This is a genomic window from Lacrimispora sinapis (assembly GCF_043633585.1).
GTDB lineage: Bacteria > Bacillota > Clostridia > Lachnospirales > Lachnospiraceae > Lacrimispora > Lacrimispora sinapis.
The window spans coordinates 1794938-1811048 of sequence record NZ_CP141832.1; the positions used below are offsets into that span (position 1 = coordinate 1794938).

Here is a 16111-nt window from a genome sequence, read left to right on the forward strand (position 1 = left end):
GAGGTGATCGGATGAAGACAAAACAAATCAAAAATCAAAAAACCATTTCGTTTGCAAGCATACTTCTTTATATGGCACTTGCCGTTCTGGCATTGATTTACCTATTTCCTCTGGTTTGGATGTTAAGTGTTTCCTTTAAGACCAACCGGGAAGTGCTGACTTCTCCGTTTTCCCCTCCTTCCATATTGCAGCTGGGGAATTACATTTTTGCGTGGACCAATGGCAAGCTGGGAGTAGCGACCTTCAATTCGGTGATCGTCTGCGGCAGTGCACTGATCATCAGTCTGCTGATCGGTTCTATGGCGGCCTTTGCCATTGCCAGAATGAGATGGAAGGTGCTCCCGTACCTCATGCAGTACTTTCTGATCGGAATGATGGTGCCGGTCCATTGTGTACTGATTCCTCTCTTTGTCCGTTTTTCCAAGTGGCAGCTGACCAACCAGCTGGCAGGGCTTATTATTCCTTATATTACGTTTTCCCTTCCGATGACGATTTTTCTGATGGTGGGATTTTTCAAAAGTATGCCCAATGAAATGTTTGAAGCGGCCTGTATGGATGGCTGTTCCATCTATGGGTGTTTTGTAAAAATAGCCCTTCCTCTGGCCAGAGTTGGGTTGTTTGTGGCGGGAATCATGACCTTTGTCGGGAATTGGAACGAACTTCTTCTGGCCATGGTATTTATATCAGATTCCTTAAAAAAGACCTTGCCGGTTACGCTGACGTATTTTGCAGGGCCTTATGCAACCAATTATGTTCAAATGTTTGCCGCTATTATCATTGCCATTGCACCTACCATTGCAGTATACAGTATTTTCAGCAATCAGATTGTGGATGGGCTTACAACCGGAGCGGTAAAAGGATAAGATTCCCTCGTTGACAAATGAAAAAGATTCGGGTATGATTGATCTAAACAAATACATGGTATCCGGTTGGACAGATGTTTATTTTATTCTTGATATCTGTTTTCAAGAATTGTAGCTTTTAGGGTGGAGGCTTCGTAAGAAATCCCCACTCTTTTTTTGTTCCTGAAAATACGGACTTGTACCATTGAATAGGAGAGAAAACGAATGTTTTTATTGGAAAGTGTTTCTGTTTCATTATTTTTAATCGCAGTGGTATTTTTTGTTTTACTTTGTCTATATTTATCCATTAAGCTATTTTCTTTTTTATTGGGAAAATTCGGGGAAAAAGAATCTATAAAATGAGAATGAGGAGATAAATTATGTTTGTTCATGCACTACAGGAATTATGGGCATCATCAGGGTTTGCAGCTTTGACGTGGCAGCATGTAATCATGCTTTTGCTGTCTTTTTTCTTGATTTACCTGGCGATCGTCCGTAAATTTGAACCTCTTTTGCTGCTGCCCATTGCTTTTGGCATGCTGCTGGTGAATCTGCCTCTCACAGGTTTAATGTCACCAGCAACTGCTTCAGAAACCGGAGGGCTGCTTTATTATCTGTATCAGGGAGTGAAATTAGGAATCTATCCATCCCTTATTTTTCTGGGGATCGGAGCCATGACAGATTTCGGACCGCTGATCGCTCGTCCCAGCAGCCTGTTTTTGGGAGCAGGCGCTCAGTTTGGAATTTGTGTTGCATTTGTCATTGCCAATGCCCTGGGGTTTTTGCCGGAGGAAGCCGCTTCCATTGCAATCATTGGAGGGGCTGACGGACCTACCGCAATTTTCCTGGCATCTAAGCTGGCACCTTCATTGCTGCCGGCCATTGCTGTTGCGGCTTATTCATATATGGCACTTATTCCAATGATCCAGCCGCCTCTCATGCGCCTTCTGACAACGAAGAAAGAACGGGAGACCGTTATGGAACAGCTTCGCACCGTATCAAAACTGGAGAAAATATGTTTTCCGGTGATCGTTACGATCTTATGTGTCCTGTTACTGCCTTCGGTAGCGCCTCTGATCGGAATGCTGATGCTTGGGAATTTATTTAAGGAATCGGGAGTTGTGGAGCGTTTGTCGGATACCGCACAAAATACACTGATTAATATTGTAACTATCTTTTTAGGTGTTACAGTAGGAGCGACTGCCAATGCGGAAACATTTTTACGCCCTCAGACACTGATGATCGTTGGCCTTGGGTTAATGGCTTTTGTATTCAGCACCATCGGAGGATTGCTTCTTGGAAAATTAATGTATTGGATTACAAAAGGAAAAGTCAATCCTTTGATCGGTTCTGCCGGAGTCTCCGCTGTTCCTATGGCGGCAAGAGTCTCTCATCTGGAGGGGCAGAAAGCCAATCCGGCTAATTTTCTGCTGATGCATGCAATTGGCCCCAATGTGGCTGGAGTAATTGGATCAGCAGTTGCAGCCGGAATCTTACTGTCTTTATTCGGTTAAAACAATATGAAGTCTTTATTCAGAGCTTGCGGAAGAATCACTTTTTTCGTTCAGAGCTTCTTCCAGGGTATGCCAGGCAAGTACGGCACACTTTACCCTTCCAGGCATATGGGAGATTCCCTGAAGGGCAACGATGTCGTCTAAGACCTCCAGCTGTTCTTCCTCTTTTATATCACCTTTGATCATGCCGTAGAAGGTTTGAAGCAGTTGGTTTGCTTCCTCCACAGTCTTTCCCTTGACTAAATCAATCATCATAGAAGCAGAAGCCTGGGAGATGGCACATCCATTTCCGGTAAATCCCGCATCCTGAATGATTCCGCCGCTCACAGAAAGCTCAAGTGTAATGTCATCTCCGCAGCTTGGATTTACACCTTCCAAAACTGCAGTTGCATGATCCACCTTATGGCGGTTGTGGGAAGCGCGGCTGTTTTCCACAATGATTTGATTATAGAGTGCTTTCAGATCCAAAGCCCATCCACCTCCTTACCTGTCGTAAACTGTTTAAGAATGCCTCCACCTCTTCCGCCGTGTTATATACGGCGAAGCTGACACGGACGCAAGCGTTGATTTTTAAATATTCCATCAAAGGCTGGGCACAGTGGTGTCCGGCCCGGACAGTGATGCCATCGGCATCCAGTAACGTGGCAGTATCATGAGGATGAACATCCTCTACATTAAAGGAGATCACGCCATGCCGTTTATCGGGAGAGAGATCTCCATACACGGTTACATGGGGAATTTTTGCAAGTCCTTCTAAGGCACGTGTCATCAGTTCCCGCTCATGGGCCTTGATGTTCTCCCAGCCAATCGACTGGAGATAATCAATCGCAGCAGCCAGACCGACTTCTCCGCCTACATTTCTTGTTCCGGCTTCAAAGCGCCGGGGGACTTCTGCATAGGTGGAGTTTTGTTCATGAACACTTCCAATCATATCTCCACCGGTCAAAAAGGGCGGCATTTTTTCGAGCAGTTCTTTCCTACCGTACAAAACCCCGATGCCCATAGGCCCATAGAGCTTGTGTCCGGAAAATGCGGCAAAGTCCACATCAAGTCTTTTTACATCCACCTGCATATGAGGAGCGCTTTGGGCGCAATCCAAAACCACAACCGCACCGTTTTGGTGGGCCAGACGGACAATGGAGGAAACAGGGATTTCGATTCCAAGAACATTGGACACATGGCCGACTGCAACCAGCCTGGTGCGGGAGGTGATTTTTTGATTTAGTTCTTCCTCTGTCAAATGACCTTTTGAATCGGGATAAAGGTATACCAGTTTGGCTCCGGTTCTCTTGGCGACCCGCTGCCAGGGAACCAGATTGCTGTGGTGCTCTGCCACGGAGAGGACGATTTCATCCCCTTCCCCTAAAAATTCCATGCCATAGCTATAAGCAATCAGATTTAAGCTTTCGGTTGTATTTTGTGTGAAAATGATCTCATCCGGAGAGGCATTTAAAAATTCAGCCACTTTTGTCCGGGAATCTTCGTGGGCCTTTGTTGCCCGGGCGGCAAGTTCATAAACACCCCTGTGAGGATTGGCATTGTCATGGCGGTAATAGGCCTCCACGGCACGAAGCACCTGCAGCGGTTTGGAAGTAGTAGCTGCGTTATCCAGATAAATCAGGGGTTTATCATTTTCAGTAACCGTAAGGATCGGAAAATCATCCCGGATCATTTTCATGGCTGTCCAGCCTCCTTTCGATGCATTCAAGTATTTCTTTTCGTAAGTATTCATCCGGGAGCATATCAAGCACCGGCGCAAAACGTGCTTCCACCATCAGGCGTTTTGCCTGGGTGGGAGTCATACCTCTGGAGCAGAGGTAGTAAAGCTGTTTTTCATCAAACCGGCCAAGGGTGGCAGCGTGCTGGCCCTCCACCTGCTCTTCTCCGCAGAGTATGAGGGGAACCGTACGGTTGCGGGCTTCAGAGCTGAGAAGCAGTACGGTTTCATTTTCGTGGCCCACGGAATGGACCGCTCCGCTGCGAAAATCAATGGTTCCGCGAAGAATCTTGTTGCTTTGGTCAGCCAAAACACCGGAGGTATCCATTTCACAGACCGTCTCTTTGCCGGTGTGCCGGGAAACGTCGTTAAAGTCCAGGTATTGGTCCTTGTGTCCGAAATAAGCGGTATTTAAGTCAAATTCACTCTTTGCTCCCTCCAGACAAGCCAGAGAACCGCAGGCAGCCACATTTCCCCCCAGGACGGCCCGGATAAGCTCCACCCGGGCACCGTCTCCAAGCACAGCGCCCACACCATCCCAGCTTCGGCTCTGACCGCCTAAAAGCTGAATCTGTATCAGACGCACTTTGGAACCGGCTTTTGCATCAATCTGTGTTAGGTTCATTGAAACGCCGTCTTTTGCATCTCCGCGGTTTATCTGTACGACCGTAAGCTCGCTGTTTTCTTTGGCAATGATTCCCCAATGGGTCCTGCTCACCGGACGGGAGGAGTCCAAAAACTCTGTAACAACAAGTGGTTCCTCCGCTTTGCCGTCTGCTGTAATAAAGCAGATCTGATCGGCTCCATTTTTAATATATTCATCAAGGGCTTCCCCCATCCCGCTTTCTATGGCAGCGGTCTCATGAGGCAGTTCTTTCAACGGGGTGATGCCATTTGGGAGACCCCCCGAAAATACTTCTTTTTTTCCTGGGGAAAGTGAGTCCTCAGGCAGATTAGCTTTTGCATCCGCCCAGTTGACTCCTGTGCGGTTCCAGGTGGGAACCGGCAGTATGTTTATTTTTTCGTTCATCATCCAGTTCCTCCTTTCAGCCAATGCTTCCTATCATTTCCAGATGAATCAAATTGTTCATTTCAACCGCATATTCCAAAGGAAGTTCCTTGGCAATTGGCTCGGCAAAGCCCCCCACGATCATGGCGCGGGCATCTTCTTCGGATAAGCCCCGGCTCATTAAGTAAAAGATGGCCGACTCGCTGATACGGCCGATTTTGGCTTCATGACCGATATCCACCTCATCGCACTGGATATCCATAACAGGAATCGTATCCGAACGGGAGATGCTGTCCAGCATCAGGGATTCGCAGGAAACCGCAGATTTGCTGCCTGCCGCCTGAGGCGTTACGGTAATGGAACTGCGGAAGGTAGAAGTTCCCCCGTCTCTGGAAATGGATTTTGTAGTGATATGTGAGGTGGTATTGGGTGCGGAGTGAAGTACCTTGGCTCCGGTATCCAAATTCTGGCCTTTTCCGGCAAAGGTAATTCCGGTAAACTCCATACGGGAATTCTTCCCCTTTAGTATACTCATTGGGTATAGGTAGGAGGTATGGGAACCAAAAGAACCGGATACCCATTCAATGGTGCCGCCTTCTTCCACAGACGCACGCTTGGTGTTCAGGTTATACATATTTTTGGACCAGTTTTCGATGGTGGAATAGCGGAGCCGGGCATTTTTCCCAACATATAGCTCCACACATCCGGCATGAAGGTTCGCCACATTATACTTGGGGGCGGAACAGCCTTCGATAAAGTGCAGATAAGCACCCTCGTCAACGATAATGAGCGTATGCTCAAACTGTCCGGCTCCCGGAGCATTGAGCCGGAAATATGACTGGAGAGGAATCTCTACCGATACTCCCGGGGGAACATAGACAAAAGAACCGCCGGACCAGACGGCTCCGTGAAGAGCAGCAAATTTGTGGTCCGAGGGAGGAACCAGGCGCATGAAGTGTTTGCGTACCATTTCTGCATAAGGCCCCGTCAGAGCACTTTCCATATCCGTATAAACCACACCAAGGGCGGCTACTTCGGCCCTGACGCTGTGGTAAACCACTTCAGAATCGTATTGGGCACCCACCCCGGCAAGAGATTCCCGCTCTGCCTTTGGGATTCCCAGCCGTTCAAAGGTGTTTTTGATATCGTCAGGGACGTCAGACCACTTGGTGCGCATGTCCGTTTTGGGGCGGACATAGGTCACAATATTGGCGATGTCTAATCCATCTAGTGGAGGACCCCAGGAAGGCAGCGGAGTCCTATGATAGGTTTCCAAAGCCTTCAGACGGAAGATGCGCATCCATTCGGGGTCATTCTTTTCTTCCGAGATCTTCTGCACGATAGCAGGAGTCAGGCCGGAATCCACCTCAAAGGAGGCATCAACTTTGTCCCGGATATCATAGATGCTCCGGTCCATCTCGTCAACGTTAGTTTTTTGCTGATGAAAGTCTTTCATGGAACCAACCCTCCTTTTCCAGCACACCAAAGCCGTCATTCGTGATTTTTGAAATCAGTTCCTTTCCTCCGGACCGGATGATCCGTCCGCCCTCCAGAATATGGACCACATCCACATCAAGTCCTTCCAGAATTTTGGCATTATGCGTAATAATAAAAAGACCGTTGCGGCGGTTCAAATAGGAATGGATGCCTTTGGTTACGGTGCGTACCGCATCCACATCCAGACCGGAATCGGTCTCGTCCAGCAAGGCCAGCTTGGGATGGAGCATCAGCATCTGTAAAATCTCCGCTTTTTTCTTTTCCCCACCGGAAAAGCCTACATTTAAATACCGTTCCGAATAAGAGGGGTCCATATCCAATGCCTTCATCTGTTGCAGCAGTTCTTTGCGGAAGGAGAGAATCTTCGGCTGTTTGCCGTCAACGGCTCCCCGCGCAGTACGTAAAAAGTTCTCTAATGTGATGCCGGGGATTTCTTCCGGTGTCTGGAAGGAGAGGAAAATTCCGGCGCGGGCCCGTACATCTGCTTTTTCTTCTGTGATATCCTGGCCTTCAAAGAGGATCTTGCCTCTCCTTATGGTATAGCGGGGATCCCCCATGATTGCAGAGACAAGCGTGGATTTTCCAGTTCCGTTTGGACCCATGAGTACATGAAGTTCTCCGGGATGAACGGTTAAATTTACTCCATCTAAAATCACTTTATCTTCTACAGAAACACTCAAATCTAATATTTCAAGCAATGGACTGCTCATATATATCGACCTCCTTATGCCTGTAACAGGCAATTCTTTCGTTAGAAAATCCTAACTACTCTTACATGTTTTATACTATACCTTTTTAGTAGGAATTACAAGCCTGATTTTTGATTTTATAAAATTTATTTACAAAAAAATTACCGTTTCAATATGCCATTTTAAATTTACCGCAAGGAAACAGAATGTGGTAAACTCAAAATATCTTAAAGAGAAGGAGGTATTGTTATGAAAATCCTGGCGATCACAGCATGTACCGCTGGCATAGCGCATACTTACATTGCGAAGGAAAAGCTGGAAAATGCCGCGAAAGAAATGGGGGATTATATTAAGGTAGAAACTCAGGGTTCCATTGGGGTGGAAAATGAGCTGACACCGGAAGAGATCAAAGACGCAGATGTTATTCTCATCGCAGCAGATATCCGGGTGGGAAAGGAGCGGTTTGCCGGAAAAGCGGTGGTCGATGTACCGATCAGCATGATTATGAAATCGCCCAAAGGGGTGATCTCAAAGATTCACGAAAAATTGGGGAAATAATAAAGGAGAGGAAATTATATAGATAGGGGGTAATACAATGGCAAGGCAAAAGTTTGAAATCAAAAAGCATGTCATGACAGGAATTTCTTATATGATTCCCATCATCGTGTGCGGTGGAATCTTATCCGCATTGGCAAAAGGATTTGGAGGATATGATATTGGAAGCGCTGTGGAGGCGGGGGCGACACCATTTACCAACTTAAATCCTTTTACCTGGATTGGTTTTTGGTGGGGCGTAAATAAACTTGGTTCCATCGCAATGGATTTTGCGGTCGCCGTTATGACGGCTGGCGTGGCTTATTCCATTGCAGGCAGGCCTGGAATCGTTCCTGGCGTTGTTATCGGGTATTGTTCGTCCCAGTCAAAGGCCGGGTTCCTGGGCGGCCTTCTGATGGCATTTATAATCGGATACTTTGTCAACTGGATAAAAACGTGGAAACTGCCTAAGTGGTGTGAAGGTCTAAAGCCGGTTATGTTTATACCGGTCTTATCGACCCTGGTCTGCGGAATGATATTCCTATGTGTCTTTTCCATCCCGCTGGCTTATATTATGAACGTGTTCCAGCAGTGGATCATTTCTTTAAACGGCGGAGCCAAAGCAGTCATCGGAGGGGTCATCGGGGCCTGCATGGGATTTGACCTTGGGGGACCGGTAAATAAAACCGCTTCCATGGCCGCCAATGCACTTGGCGCAGACGGAATCTATGGTCCTATGGCGGCCAAGATCATCGGCGGTATGACACCGCCCATCGGAATCTTTCTTGCAGCATTAATTAAGAAGAAAAAATTTTCCAAAGTGGAACTGGAAACTGCCAAAACAGCATTTCCTATGGGCTTATGCTTTATTACGGAAGGTGTGCTTCCATTTGCAGCTGCAGACCCGGTAAGAGTAATACCAAGCTGTATGATAGGTTCAGCCATTGCCGGAGCCATTGCTGTTGGTATGGGCTGCGAATCCGCAGCCGGACACGGAGGTATCTTCGTAGTGCCGATGATGACACAGCCGATTTGGTTTTTGGTGGCCCTTGCCGTTGGCTCTGCAGTAACCGGCATTATTTATGCAGCCATCAAGAAACCGCCGCAGGAGGAAACAGACGAAAAAGAAGAAGAATTAGACATTGACCTGGATATTCAGATTCAGTAATGGATACCATTGATGAGAGGAAGGGAAATTTATGCTGGTATCAATGAAAGCAATTCTTGATGATGCGAACAGAAGGTATTATGGTGTTATGGCCATGAACAGCATCAATATTGAAATGGCCCGGGCAGGGATTATGGCGGCGGAGGAAGAACATTCCCCCATCATTGTCCAGTTCGGACCCGGTCAGATGAAAAATCATGCACATGCGGAGGAAATGCTTCCGGTCATAAAAGAGCTTGCCAAAAGAGTGCACGTTCCGGTGGCATTAAACCTGGATCACGGAACAGATTTCCATATCATTGCGGATTGCATTAACCGTGGTTTTACCAATGTTATGTTTGACGGTTCTTCTCTTCCTTACGAAGATAATGTGAGCCGGACGTCAATGATCAGCGCACTGGCACATGGAATGGGATGCTCCGTGGAAGGAGAGCTTGGTCATGTAGGACAGGCCGCAAATTCCGATGACATGGACCAGGATCTGTACACAGATCCCGATCAGGCGCTGGACTTTGTACAAAGAACCGGAGTGGATGCGCTGGCAGTTGCGGTAGGTACCGCCCATGGCGCATATCCCAAAGGGAAAATTCCAAAACTGGATTTTGACCGCCTTTGCCAGCTAAAGGAAACGCTTCAAATGCCTCTGGTTCTTCACGGAGGTTCCGGCTCCGGAGAAGAGAATTTAAGAAAGGCAGTTGCGAGCGGAATAAATAAAATTAATGTATGTACCGATGCATTCGCAGCAGGTAAAAAATCCATGCTGAAGGCACTGGAACAGGAACCTGATCTGGATTATATGCATCTTTGTATGGCTGCCGAGGCTGGAATCAAGCAATTTGTGAAAGATTTTATGAAAGTAATCGGTTCCAGCGGACGCTATATTTACGGAGAGACCAGACAGGTTGGATATGAATGATTCAATAAAAACCAAAGGGGCGGCAGGAATGCACTTTAAATGCTGCCCTTATCTTTTCCGAATGGAGTGATTTTTTGAAGCAGGATAAGAACTCATTATATTACAACCGGATCATAACCTGTCTTCTTTCCGGCAGTACTTTTACCATAGGGCAGCTGGCAGAACAAGCGGGGCTATCTGAAAAAACCACACGTACTAAAATCAACCAGCTAAATGACTGGCTGGAAATCAATGCTCTTGGAAGCATAAAGAAGAAACAGGGAACAGGAGTCTGGCTTGACTGTAACGAAAATCAGCAGGAACGAATAAAAGAAACTTTTGGAAATAAGGCAAAAACCGATCTTTCCGCTGATCTGGAGAACCGGAACCGGCAGCTTACAGGGAAACTGCTGAAATTAAAACCGGGAGAAATCATTACGCTGCAGCAGCTGGCAGACAGCCTGTATTTAAGTCCCCCAACAGTTGCCTCTATGATAAAGAAAATCACCCCTTGGTTTGAGACCCACCATCTCCAGATCGCATCAGTCAGAAACAGAGGCCTTTGCATCGCAGGAGATGAATATAATTACAGAATTGCCATTAAAGATTATATCCTCTATATGATGCCGGACATCATGGAGGCCTTGCTTGGTACTTATGCGCCCGGCGTTGATGTGTCCCGTATCAGAAAAATCATCGTAGACGCAGAAAATGCATGGAGAATTGAACTGGCAGACGTATCCTTTAACATGGTCTGGATCATGATCTGCTTATCCCTATCCAGGGGCCGTACCGGTGGGATTAACCAGTTTCAGCAGAGAGAAGAAGATGAAGTACAGCATTACAACGAATATTCCTTTGCCCAATCCATTTATCAGAGAATAGGGGCAGAATACCATGTCACCATCCTGCCTGAAGATATAAGGCTGCTGGCAGTGCTTTTGTTGTCTGCAAGAAAGATGGAAGGATTTTCCATAACAGAACAAGGGGAAACTGCCATTCGATATGACGAAGAACTGGGCTGTTTTGTAAAACTCGTGATAGAAACCATTGATTCTGTTTTGGGGGTAGACCTGTCTTCCGACAAAATACTGTATGAGAGCCTGTTGAGTCATATGCGTTCTGCCATCTTCCGAATGAAATATTCCACCACAGCCTCGGAAGGAATCAGTAAATATGTGAAAAGTGAATACAAACAGACCTTTTTGGCCACTTGGTCGACCAGCCATTTATTTGAAGAGCATTACCGGGTCCAGGTGACAGAAGACGAGCTGGCAGGCATTGCCCTTTACATCCAGGCATCTTTGATCCGGATGAAAAAGGAACGGCCGTTTCGTGCCCTTTTGGTCACCCGGCAGGGACTTGCTTCCGGCCAGCTTATGATGGAAATGATCAAATACAGCATTCCCGAAATCGCCCAAATCCGTGTCGTAAGCAACCATGATTTTAAGCTTTCCCAGTATCAGGATATGGATCTTATCATAACCTCTGTTCCCATAAACAGCAGTGATCCAAGAATCGTTGCCACAGGGGACCGGATGCTGCAGGAAGACATTGAAAAGGTGAGAAAAAAAGTAAAAGAGATGCGTAAAAACAACACCTCTGCCAAATTCCATTTTAATAACTTGTGCCATCTGCTTTTTGACGTGGATCTGATTTTTCTGCATCCTGCGGTATCTGATAAGGATGAGCTGATTCGTCTCATGGCAAACCGTCTGGAGGAAAAAGGAGATGTTACCTCCCGGTATTTGGAAAGCATTTATGACAGGGAAAAGGCAACGACCACAAGCATTGGTCATGGAATCGCCATTCCCCACGGAAATATGATGGAGGTCAATGAATCAAAAATAGCGGTTGCCATTTTAAAAGAACCTTTGGAATGGGCGGGAGATCTGGTGGATATCGTATTTTTGCTGGCGGTGAAAATGACCTCCCAATATGAAATACGAAGGACCAAGCAGTTTTATAAAGACTTTTTGACATTTACGGAACAGGAAGAAAATATGGAAATCATAAAAAGACTCGGTTCCGAATTGGAAATCTATCAATTTTTTATTCGATAAGGGGTGAGCCTATGGCGGTAAGAGAGATTCTGGATCAGAGAGTGATTGATCTGGATATGGAAGCAAAGAGTAAAGCGGAAGTGTTGGAACATTTGGCGCAATTGCTTAAAAATGCCGGGTACATTGATGATTTGTCCGGTTATTTAAAGGATGTTTATATAAGAGAGCAGGAGGGGATCACCGGCATTGGAAATCACGTTGCAATTCCTCATGGAAAATCGGATTCTGTGGAACGGGTGGGAATTGCCATCGGAAGAACCAAAGAGATGATTGAGTGGGAATCCTATGACGGGGAGCCTTCCGACTTATTTTTCCTGTTTGCAGTTCCATCAGACAGTGAGGGTGCCAGGGATCATTTAAAGCTGATATCAGAGCTTGCGGCAAAGCTTGGAAACAACAAAACCATGGAAAAGCTGCAGACAGCCAAAAGCTATGAAGAGCTTTTAGAAGCATTTGCATAATCTTATAAAAAATACAGTCTCACGGCTTAGAATTTCTAGGCCATGAGACTTTTTTTAAAATATTTAAAAATATCGGTGACAAGTAATAGGGAACGTGGTAGAATACGTTTGCACTGCTGTAAAACAGCCTGATATTTAATAAAAAAGGATGAAAAACTATGGAAACAGATATGACGAAAGGCAACCCTCTTCCGATCATTTTAAGATTTACTCTGCCCCTCCTTTTGGGAAATATTTTTCAACAGCTGTACAATATGGTAGATACCATAGTTGTAGGGCGTTTCGTAGGTCCGGGGGCACTGGCAGCGGTTGGCTCCACTGGAACCATTATGTTTTTGGTGATCGGCTTTTCTCAGGGGATGAGCACCGGATTTACCGTACTTACCAGTCAGCGGTTTGGTGCCGGTGACGGAGAGGGAACAAAACGTTCAGTGGCGAACGGCACCATTTTATCCATGTTTGTCATTGTATTTATTACAGCGGTAAGCCTGATGTTTATGAAACCGCTTTTAAGGCTTATGAACACACCGGAAGATATTTTCCAAGATGCATTTACCTATATCTCAGTTATTTGTATAGGGATAGTCGCAAATGTATATTACAATCTGTTTTCCTCCTTTTTGCGCTCGGTAGGAAACAGCAGGGTTCCTCTTTTATTTCTGGTGTTTTCGTCAGGATTAAATCTTGTTTTGGACCTGCTTTTTGTTATCTTGTTCCGGTGGGGAGTTGCAGGGGCTGCCTGGGCAACCAATGTGTCTCAGGGAATATCTGCCATTCTCTGTCTTTATTATATCTATAAAAAAGTTCCGACCCTTGCCCCGGAGCATCATCACTGGAAGTTAAACGGATCCGCTACGAAACATCAGTTATCCGTGGGGATTCCCATGGCGCTGCAGTTCGCAATTACTGCGTCTGGAACGATGATCATGCAGTCTGCCATCAATTTATTTGGTTCTACGGCAGTGGCGGCCTTCACTGCTGCCAGTAAAATCCAGAGTATTGCCATGCAGGGAATGATGGCGATGGGACAAACCATGGCTACATATGCCGGGCAGAATTACGGAAAAGGGGATATAAAAAGAATTCATCAGGGAGTTCGTATGGCTTTGGGGACAGAATTTGTCTATTCGCTTGTTTGCTCTGCCGCAGTAATTTTTGCTTTGCCCCATGCTCTTGGAATATTTTTTTCCGGCGGTGTAGATGTTTCGGCCATGCTTCCTTGGGCGAAAACGTATATCTATTTGTGCGCGGTATTTTATATTCCTCTCAGCACCATCTACATATTCAGAAATACCATGCAGGGCTGCGGGTTTGGTTTGCTTCCCATGCTGGGAGGCGTAGTGGAGCTTATTGCAAGGCTGTGCATGGCAGTAGTTGCTATCCGGCTGGTAAGCTATCCCTTATCCTGTGCCTGTGATCCGGCAGCCTGGGTCAGCGCTGCCATATTTACGGGTCTCTCTTATATCTTTGTAATGAAAAAGGTGGAGAAACGTATCGCAATATAAACAGAGAAAAAAACCGGTTTTAATTTTCTCAATTTATTATTGATTTATAGAATAATATTTAGTATATTATGTAATAGATTATCTTAGGAAGTACTTGAAAGGGGAATCGCGATGATAAAAGTAGCTGTAGATGCCATGGGCGGTGATTATGCACCAACCGAGATGGTTGCCGGTGCCGTGGCGGCTGTGAATGCGAATAAAGAGATCCGGATTCTCTTAGTAGGGCAAGAGTCTGTTGTATCTGAGGAACTGTCCAGACACACGTATCCAAACGATCAGATTCAGGTTGTAAATGCAACAGAGATAATCGAGACTGGGGAATCTCCGGTTCATGCAATACGAAAGAAAAAAGATTCTTCTATTGTTGTGGGAATGAATCTGGTAAAGCAAAAGGAAGCGGATGCATTTGTATCGGCAGGCAGTTCAGGCGCCATACTGGTTGGCGGACAGGTGATTGTCGGCCGGATCAAAGGTGTGGAAAGACCACCGTTAGCCCCGCTTATTCCTACGGAAAAAGGTGTTTCCCTGCTGATTGACTGTGGGGCCAATGTAGATGCAAGACCGTCCCATCTGGTGCAGTTTGCAAGAATGGGCTCTCTTTATATGGAACATGTAATGGGAATTAAGAACCCCAGAGTGGCTATTGTCAATATCGGCGCAGAGGAAGAAAAGGGAAACGCGTTGGTGAAAGAAACCTTTCCACTGTTGAAAGAATGCGAAGACCTCAATTTTACCGGAAGCATTGAAGCAAGGGAAATTCCACATGGCGGAGCAGATGTCATTGTTTGCGAGGCATTTGTGGGGAATGTGATCCTGAAGCTTTATGAAGGGGTGGGAGCCACCTTGATAAGTAAAGTAAAAAGCGGTATGATGGGAAGTTTGAGGAGCAAAATAGGAGCTTTGCTTGTAAAGCCTGCTTTGAAGGAAACATTAAAATCATTTGATGCATCCCAGTACGGCGGAGCGCCGCTTCTGGGGCTTAACGGTCTGGTTGTAAAGACTCATGGGAATTCAAAGGCAGTAGAAGTAAAGAACTCCATACTTCAGTGTGTAACCTTCAAAGAACAGGGAATTAATGATAAGATAAGAGAAAGTCTTAAATCGAAAAATGAAGGAACGCCCTCCGGACATACTACTATGCCAATAAAGAATGGGCAAGAATAAGGAAATCAAGAATAGGAGAGAGGAAGGAAAAGAAATGGAATTTGAAAAGTTACAGAATATTATTGCAGAGGTGTTAAATATCGAGCCGGATGAGGTTACTATGAACTCCACATTTGTGGATGATCTTGGAGCTGACTCCCTTGATGTGTTCCAGATCATCATGGGCATTGAAGAGGAATTTGATATTGAAATTCCAACTGAAGTGGCAGAAAACATTGTAAGTGTCAGCGATGCAGTAGAACAGATCAAGAACGCTTTAAATTAATAGATGTGGGTGCTGCGGGGGCGTTAAGTCTGTCCGCAGCACCTTCTTTCATAATAGGGAAAGAGGGATCATATGAGTAGAAATTTAAGAGAACTGGAGGAACGGATCGGCTATCGTTTTTCGGACAAGCATCTGATGACGCAGGCAATGACCCATAGTTCCTATGCCAATGAACACCGTTTAAACAAGCTGGAATGCAACGAACGGCTGGAGTTTTTAGGAGATTCCGTACTGGAGATATTTTCCAGTGAATGTCTGTATCATAAATATCCCGATAAACCGGAGGGGGATCTGACAAAGATACGTGCCAGCATTGTGTGTGAACCGACACTGGCTTATTGTGCAGAGGAGTTAAAGCTTGGGGAATATCTTCTTTTGGGTAAGGGAGAAGAAGCGACCGGCGGCAGGGGACGTGCCTCCATCGTATCCGACGCAATGGAAGCACTTATTGGAGCCATTTATCTGGACGGTGGTTTTGCTAATGCAAAAGAGTTTATCCTTCGTTTTATTATGAATGATCTGGAACACAAGCAGCTCTTTTATGATAGCAAGACTATCTTGCAGGAGATCGTACAGAGCCAGACAGAAGAACCATTGACCTACAAACTTTTGCGTGAAGAGGGACCGGATCATAATAAGGTGTTTGAAGCACAGGTCCTCATTGGCAGCCGGGCCATCGGAGAGGGAATTGGCAGAACCAAAAAGGCAGCCGAGCAGGTAGCTGCCTATCATGGGATTCTGGCACTAAAGAATAAGTAATGCCCTGCGGGCATCCCTTTATGTCCAAA

The 16111-nt window shown here is 46.0% G+C and carries 17 protein-coding genes and 1 other annotated feature; of the genes, 11 read left to right on the forward strand and 6 right to left on the reverse strand.

Annotated features, from left to right (window positions below; genetic code table 11):
* Positions 1–11: 11 nt before the first annotated feature.
* Positions 12–863 carry a carbohydrate ABC transporter permease gene (locus tag VIG27_RS08285; RefSeq protein ID WP_394527150.1) on the forward strand — a complete coding sequence of 284 codons (852 nt, stop codon included), beginning with the start codon at positions 12–14 and terminating at the stop codon, positions 861–863.
* Between the two features lie 64 nt (positions 864–927).
* Positions 928–995 (forward strand) — a sequence feature (sodium ion sensor (DUF1646 type); this cis-regulatory element may regulate processes involved in with the transportation of sodium ions).
* Here VIG27_RS08285 and VIG27_RS08290 read toward each other — a convergent pair.
* The gene (locus VIG27_RS08290; RefSeq protein ID WP_394527153.1) at positions 947–1150 is read right to left on the reverse strand and encodes a hypothetical protein; all 204 of its coding nucleotides are present in this window, start codon (positions 1148–1150) and stop codon (positions 947–949) included. (Overlaps the previous feature by 49 nt.)
* Positions 1151–1222: 72 nt before the next feature.
* Here VIG27_RS08290 and VIG27_RS08295 point away from each other — a divergent pair, with 72 nt between their 5' ends.
* Positions 1223–2356, forward strand: a complete 1134-nt coding sequence (locus VIG27_RS08295) for a sodium ion-translocating decarboxylase subunit beta (RefSeq protein WP_394527155.1) — start codon at positions 1223–1225, stop codon at positions 2354–2356.
* 15 nt (positions 2357–2371) lie between these two features.
* Here the strand turns inward: VIG27_RS08295 and sufU are convergent, their stop codons facing one another.
* The 5 genes from sufU to sufC are packed head-to-tail and all read right to left on the reverse strand — an operon-like array spanning position 2372 to position 7289.
* Positions 2372–2824 carry a Fe-S cluster assembly sulfur transfer protein SufU gene (sufU, locus tag VIG27_RS08300; RefSeq protein ID WP_394527158.1) on the reverse strand — a complete coding sequence of 151 codons (453 nt, stop codon included), beginning with the start codon at positions 2822–2824 and terminating at the stop codon, positions 2372–2374.
* Complete coding sequence (locus VIG27_RS08305; RefSeq protein ID WP_394527161.1) at positions 2802–4034, reverse strand: aminotransferase class V-fold PLP-dependent enzyme; 1233 nt, start codon at positions 4032–4034, stop codon at positions 2802–2804. Before VIG27_RS08305 ends, sufU begins: the two co-directional genes overlap by 23 nt.
* The gene (locus VIG27_RS08310) at positions 4015–5106 is read right to left on the reverse strand and encodes a SufB/SufD family protein (RefSeq protein WP_394527163.1); all 1092 of its coding nucleotides are present in this window, start codon (positions 5104–5106) and stop codon (positions 4015–4017) included. The genes VIG27_RS08305 and VIG27_RS08310 overlap by 20 nt, the downstream gene beginning before the upstream one ends.
* A 13-nt stretch (positions 5107–5119) precedes the next feature.
* Positions 5120–6538, reverse strand: a complete 1419-nt coding sequence (sufB, locus tag VIG27_RS08315) for a Fe-S cluster assembly protein SufB (protein ID WP_394527165.1) — start codon at positions 6536–6538, stop codon at positions 5120–5122.
* Complete coding sequence (sufC, locus tag VIG27_RS08320) at positions 6510–7289, reverse strand: Fe-S cluster assembly ATPase SufC (protein WP_394527167.1); 780 nt, start codon at positions 7287–7289, stop codon at positions 6510–6512. Before sufC ends, sufB begins: the two co-directional genes overlap by 29 nt.
* A gap of 228 nt (positions 7290–7517) precedes the next feature.
* Between sufC and VIG27_RS08325 the strand changes: the two genes are divergently transcribed.
* The 9 genes from VIG27_RS08325 (at position 7518) to rnc (ending at position 16082) form a co-directional block, all read left to right on the forward strand.
* The gene (locus VIG27_RS08325) at positions 7518–7826 is read left to right on the forward strand and encodes a PTS fructose transporter subunit IIB (RefSeq protein WP_394527170.1); all 309 of its coding nucleotides are present in this window, start codon (positions 7518–7520) and stop codon (positions 7824–7826) included.
* Positions 7827–7863: 37 nt separating this feature from the next.
* Positions 7864–8970, forward strand: a complete 1107-nt coding sequence (locus tag VIG27_RS08330; protein WP_394527172.1) for a PTS fructose transporter subunit IIC — start codon at positions 7864–7866, stop codon at positions 8968–8970.
* Between the two features lie 31 nt (positions 8971–9001).
* Complete coding sequence (locus tag VIG27_RS08335; RefSeq protein ID WP_394527175.1) at positions 9002–9886, forward strand: class II fructose-bisphosphate aldolase; 885 nt, start codon at positions 9002–9004, stop codon at positions 9884–9886.
* Positions 9887–9960: 74 nt separating this feature from the next.
* A complete protein-coding gene (locus VIG27_RS08340) occupies positions 9961–11928 on the forward strand; it encodes a BglG family transcription antiterminator (RefSeq protein WP_394527177.1) in 1968 nt (655 codons plus the stop codon).
* A gap of 11 nt (positions 11929–11939) precedes the next feature.
* Positions 11940–12389, forward strand: a complete 450-nt coding sequence (locus tag VIG27_RS08345; protein ID WP_394527179.1) for a PTS sugar transporter subunit IIA — start codon at positions 11940–11942, stop codon at positions 12387–12389.
* A gap of 158 nt (positions 12390–12547) precedes the next feature.
* The gene (locus VIG27_RS08350) at positions 12548–13894 is read left to right on the forward strand and encodes an MATE family efflux transporter (protein ID WP_394527182.1); all 1347 of its coding nucleotides are present in this window, start codon (positions 12548–12550) and stop codon (positions 13892–13894) included.
* A 111-nt stretch (positions 13895–14005) separates the two neighbouring features.
* On the forward strand, positions 14006–15058 hold the full coding sequence (plsX, locus tag VIG27_RS08355; protein WP_394527185.1) for a phosphate acyltransferase PlsX: 1053 nt from the start codon (positions 14006–14008) through the stop codon (positions 15056–15058).
* Positions 15059–15092: 34 nt separating this feature from the next.
* A complete protein-coding gene (acpP, locus tag VIG27_RS08360) occupies positions 15093–15323 on the forward strand; it encodes an acyl carrier protein (RefSeq protein ID WP_013272586.1) in 231 nt (76 codons plus the stop codon).
* Between the two features lie 72 nt (positions 15324–15395).
* Entirely contained in the window at positions 15396–16082 is a 687-nt protein-coding gene (gene rnc / locus VIG27_RS08365) for a ribonuclease III (RefSeq protein ID WP_394527189.1), read from the forward strand.
* Positions 16083–16111: the final 29 nt, after the last annotated feature.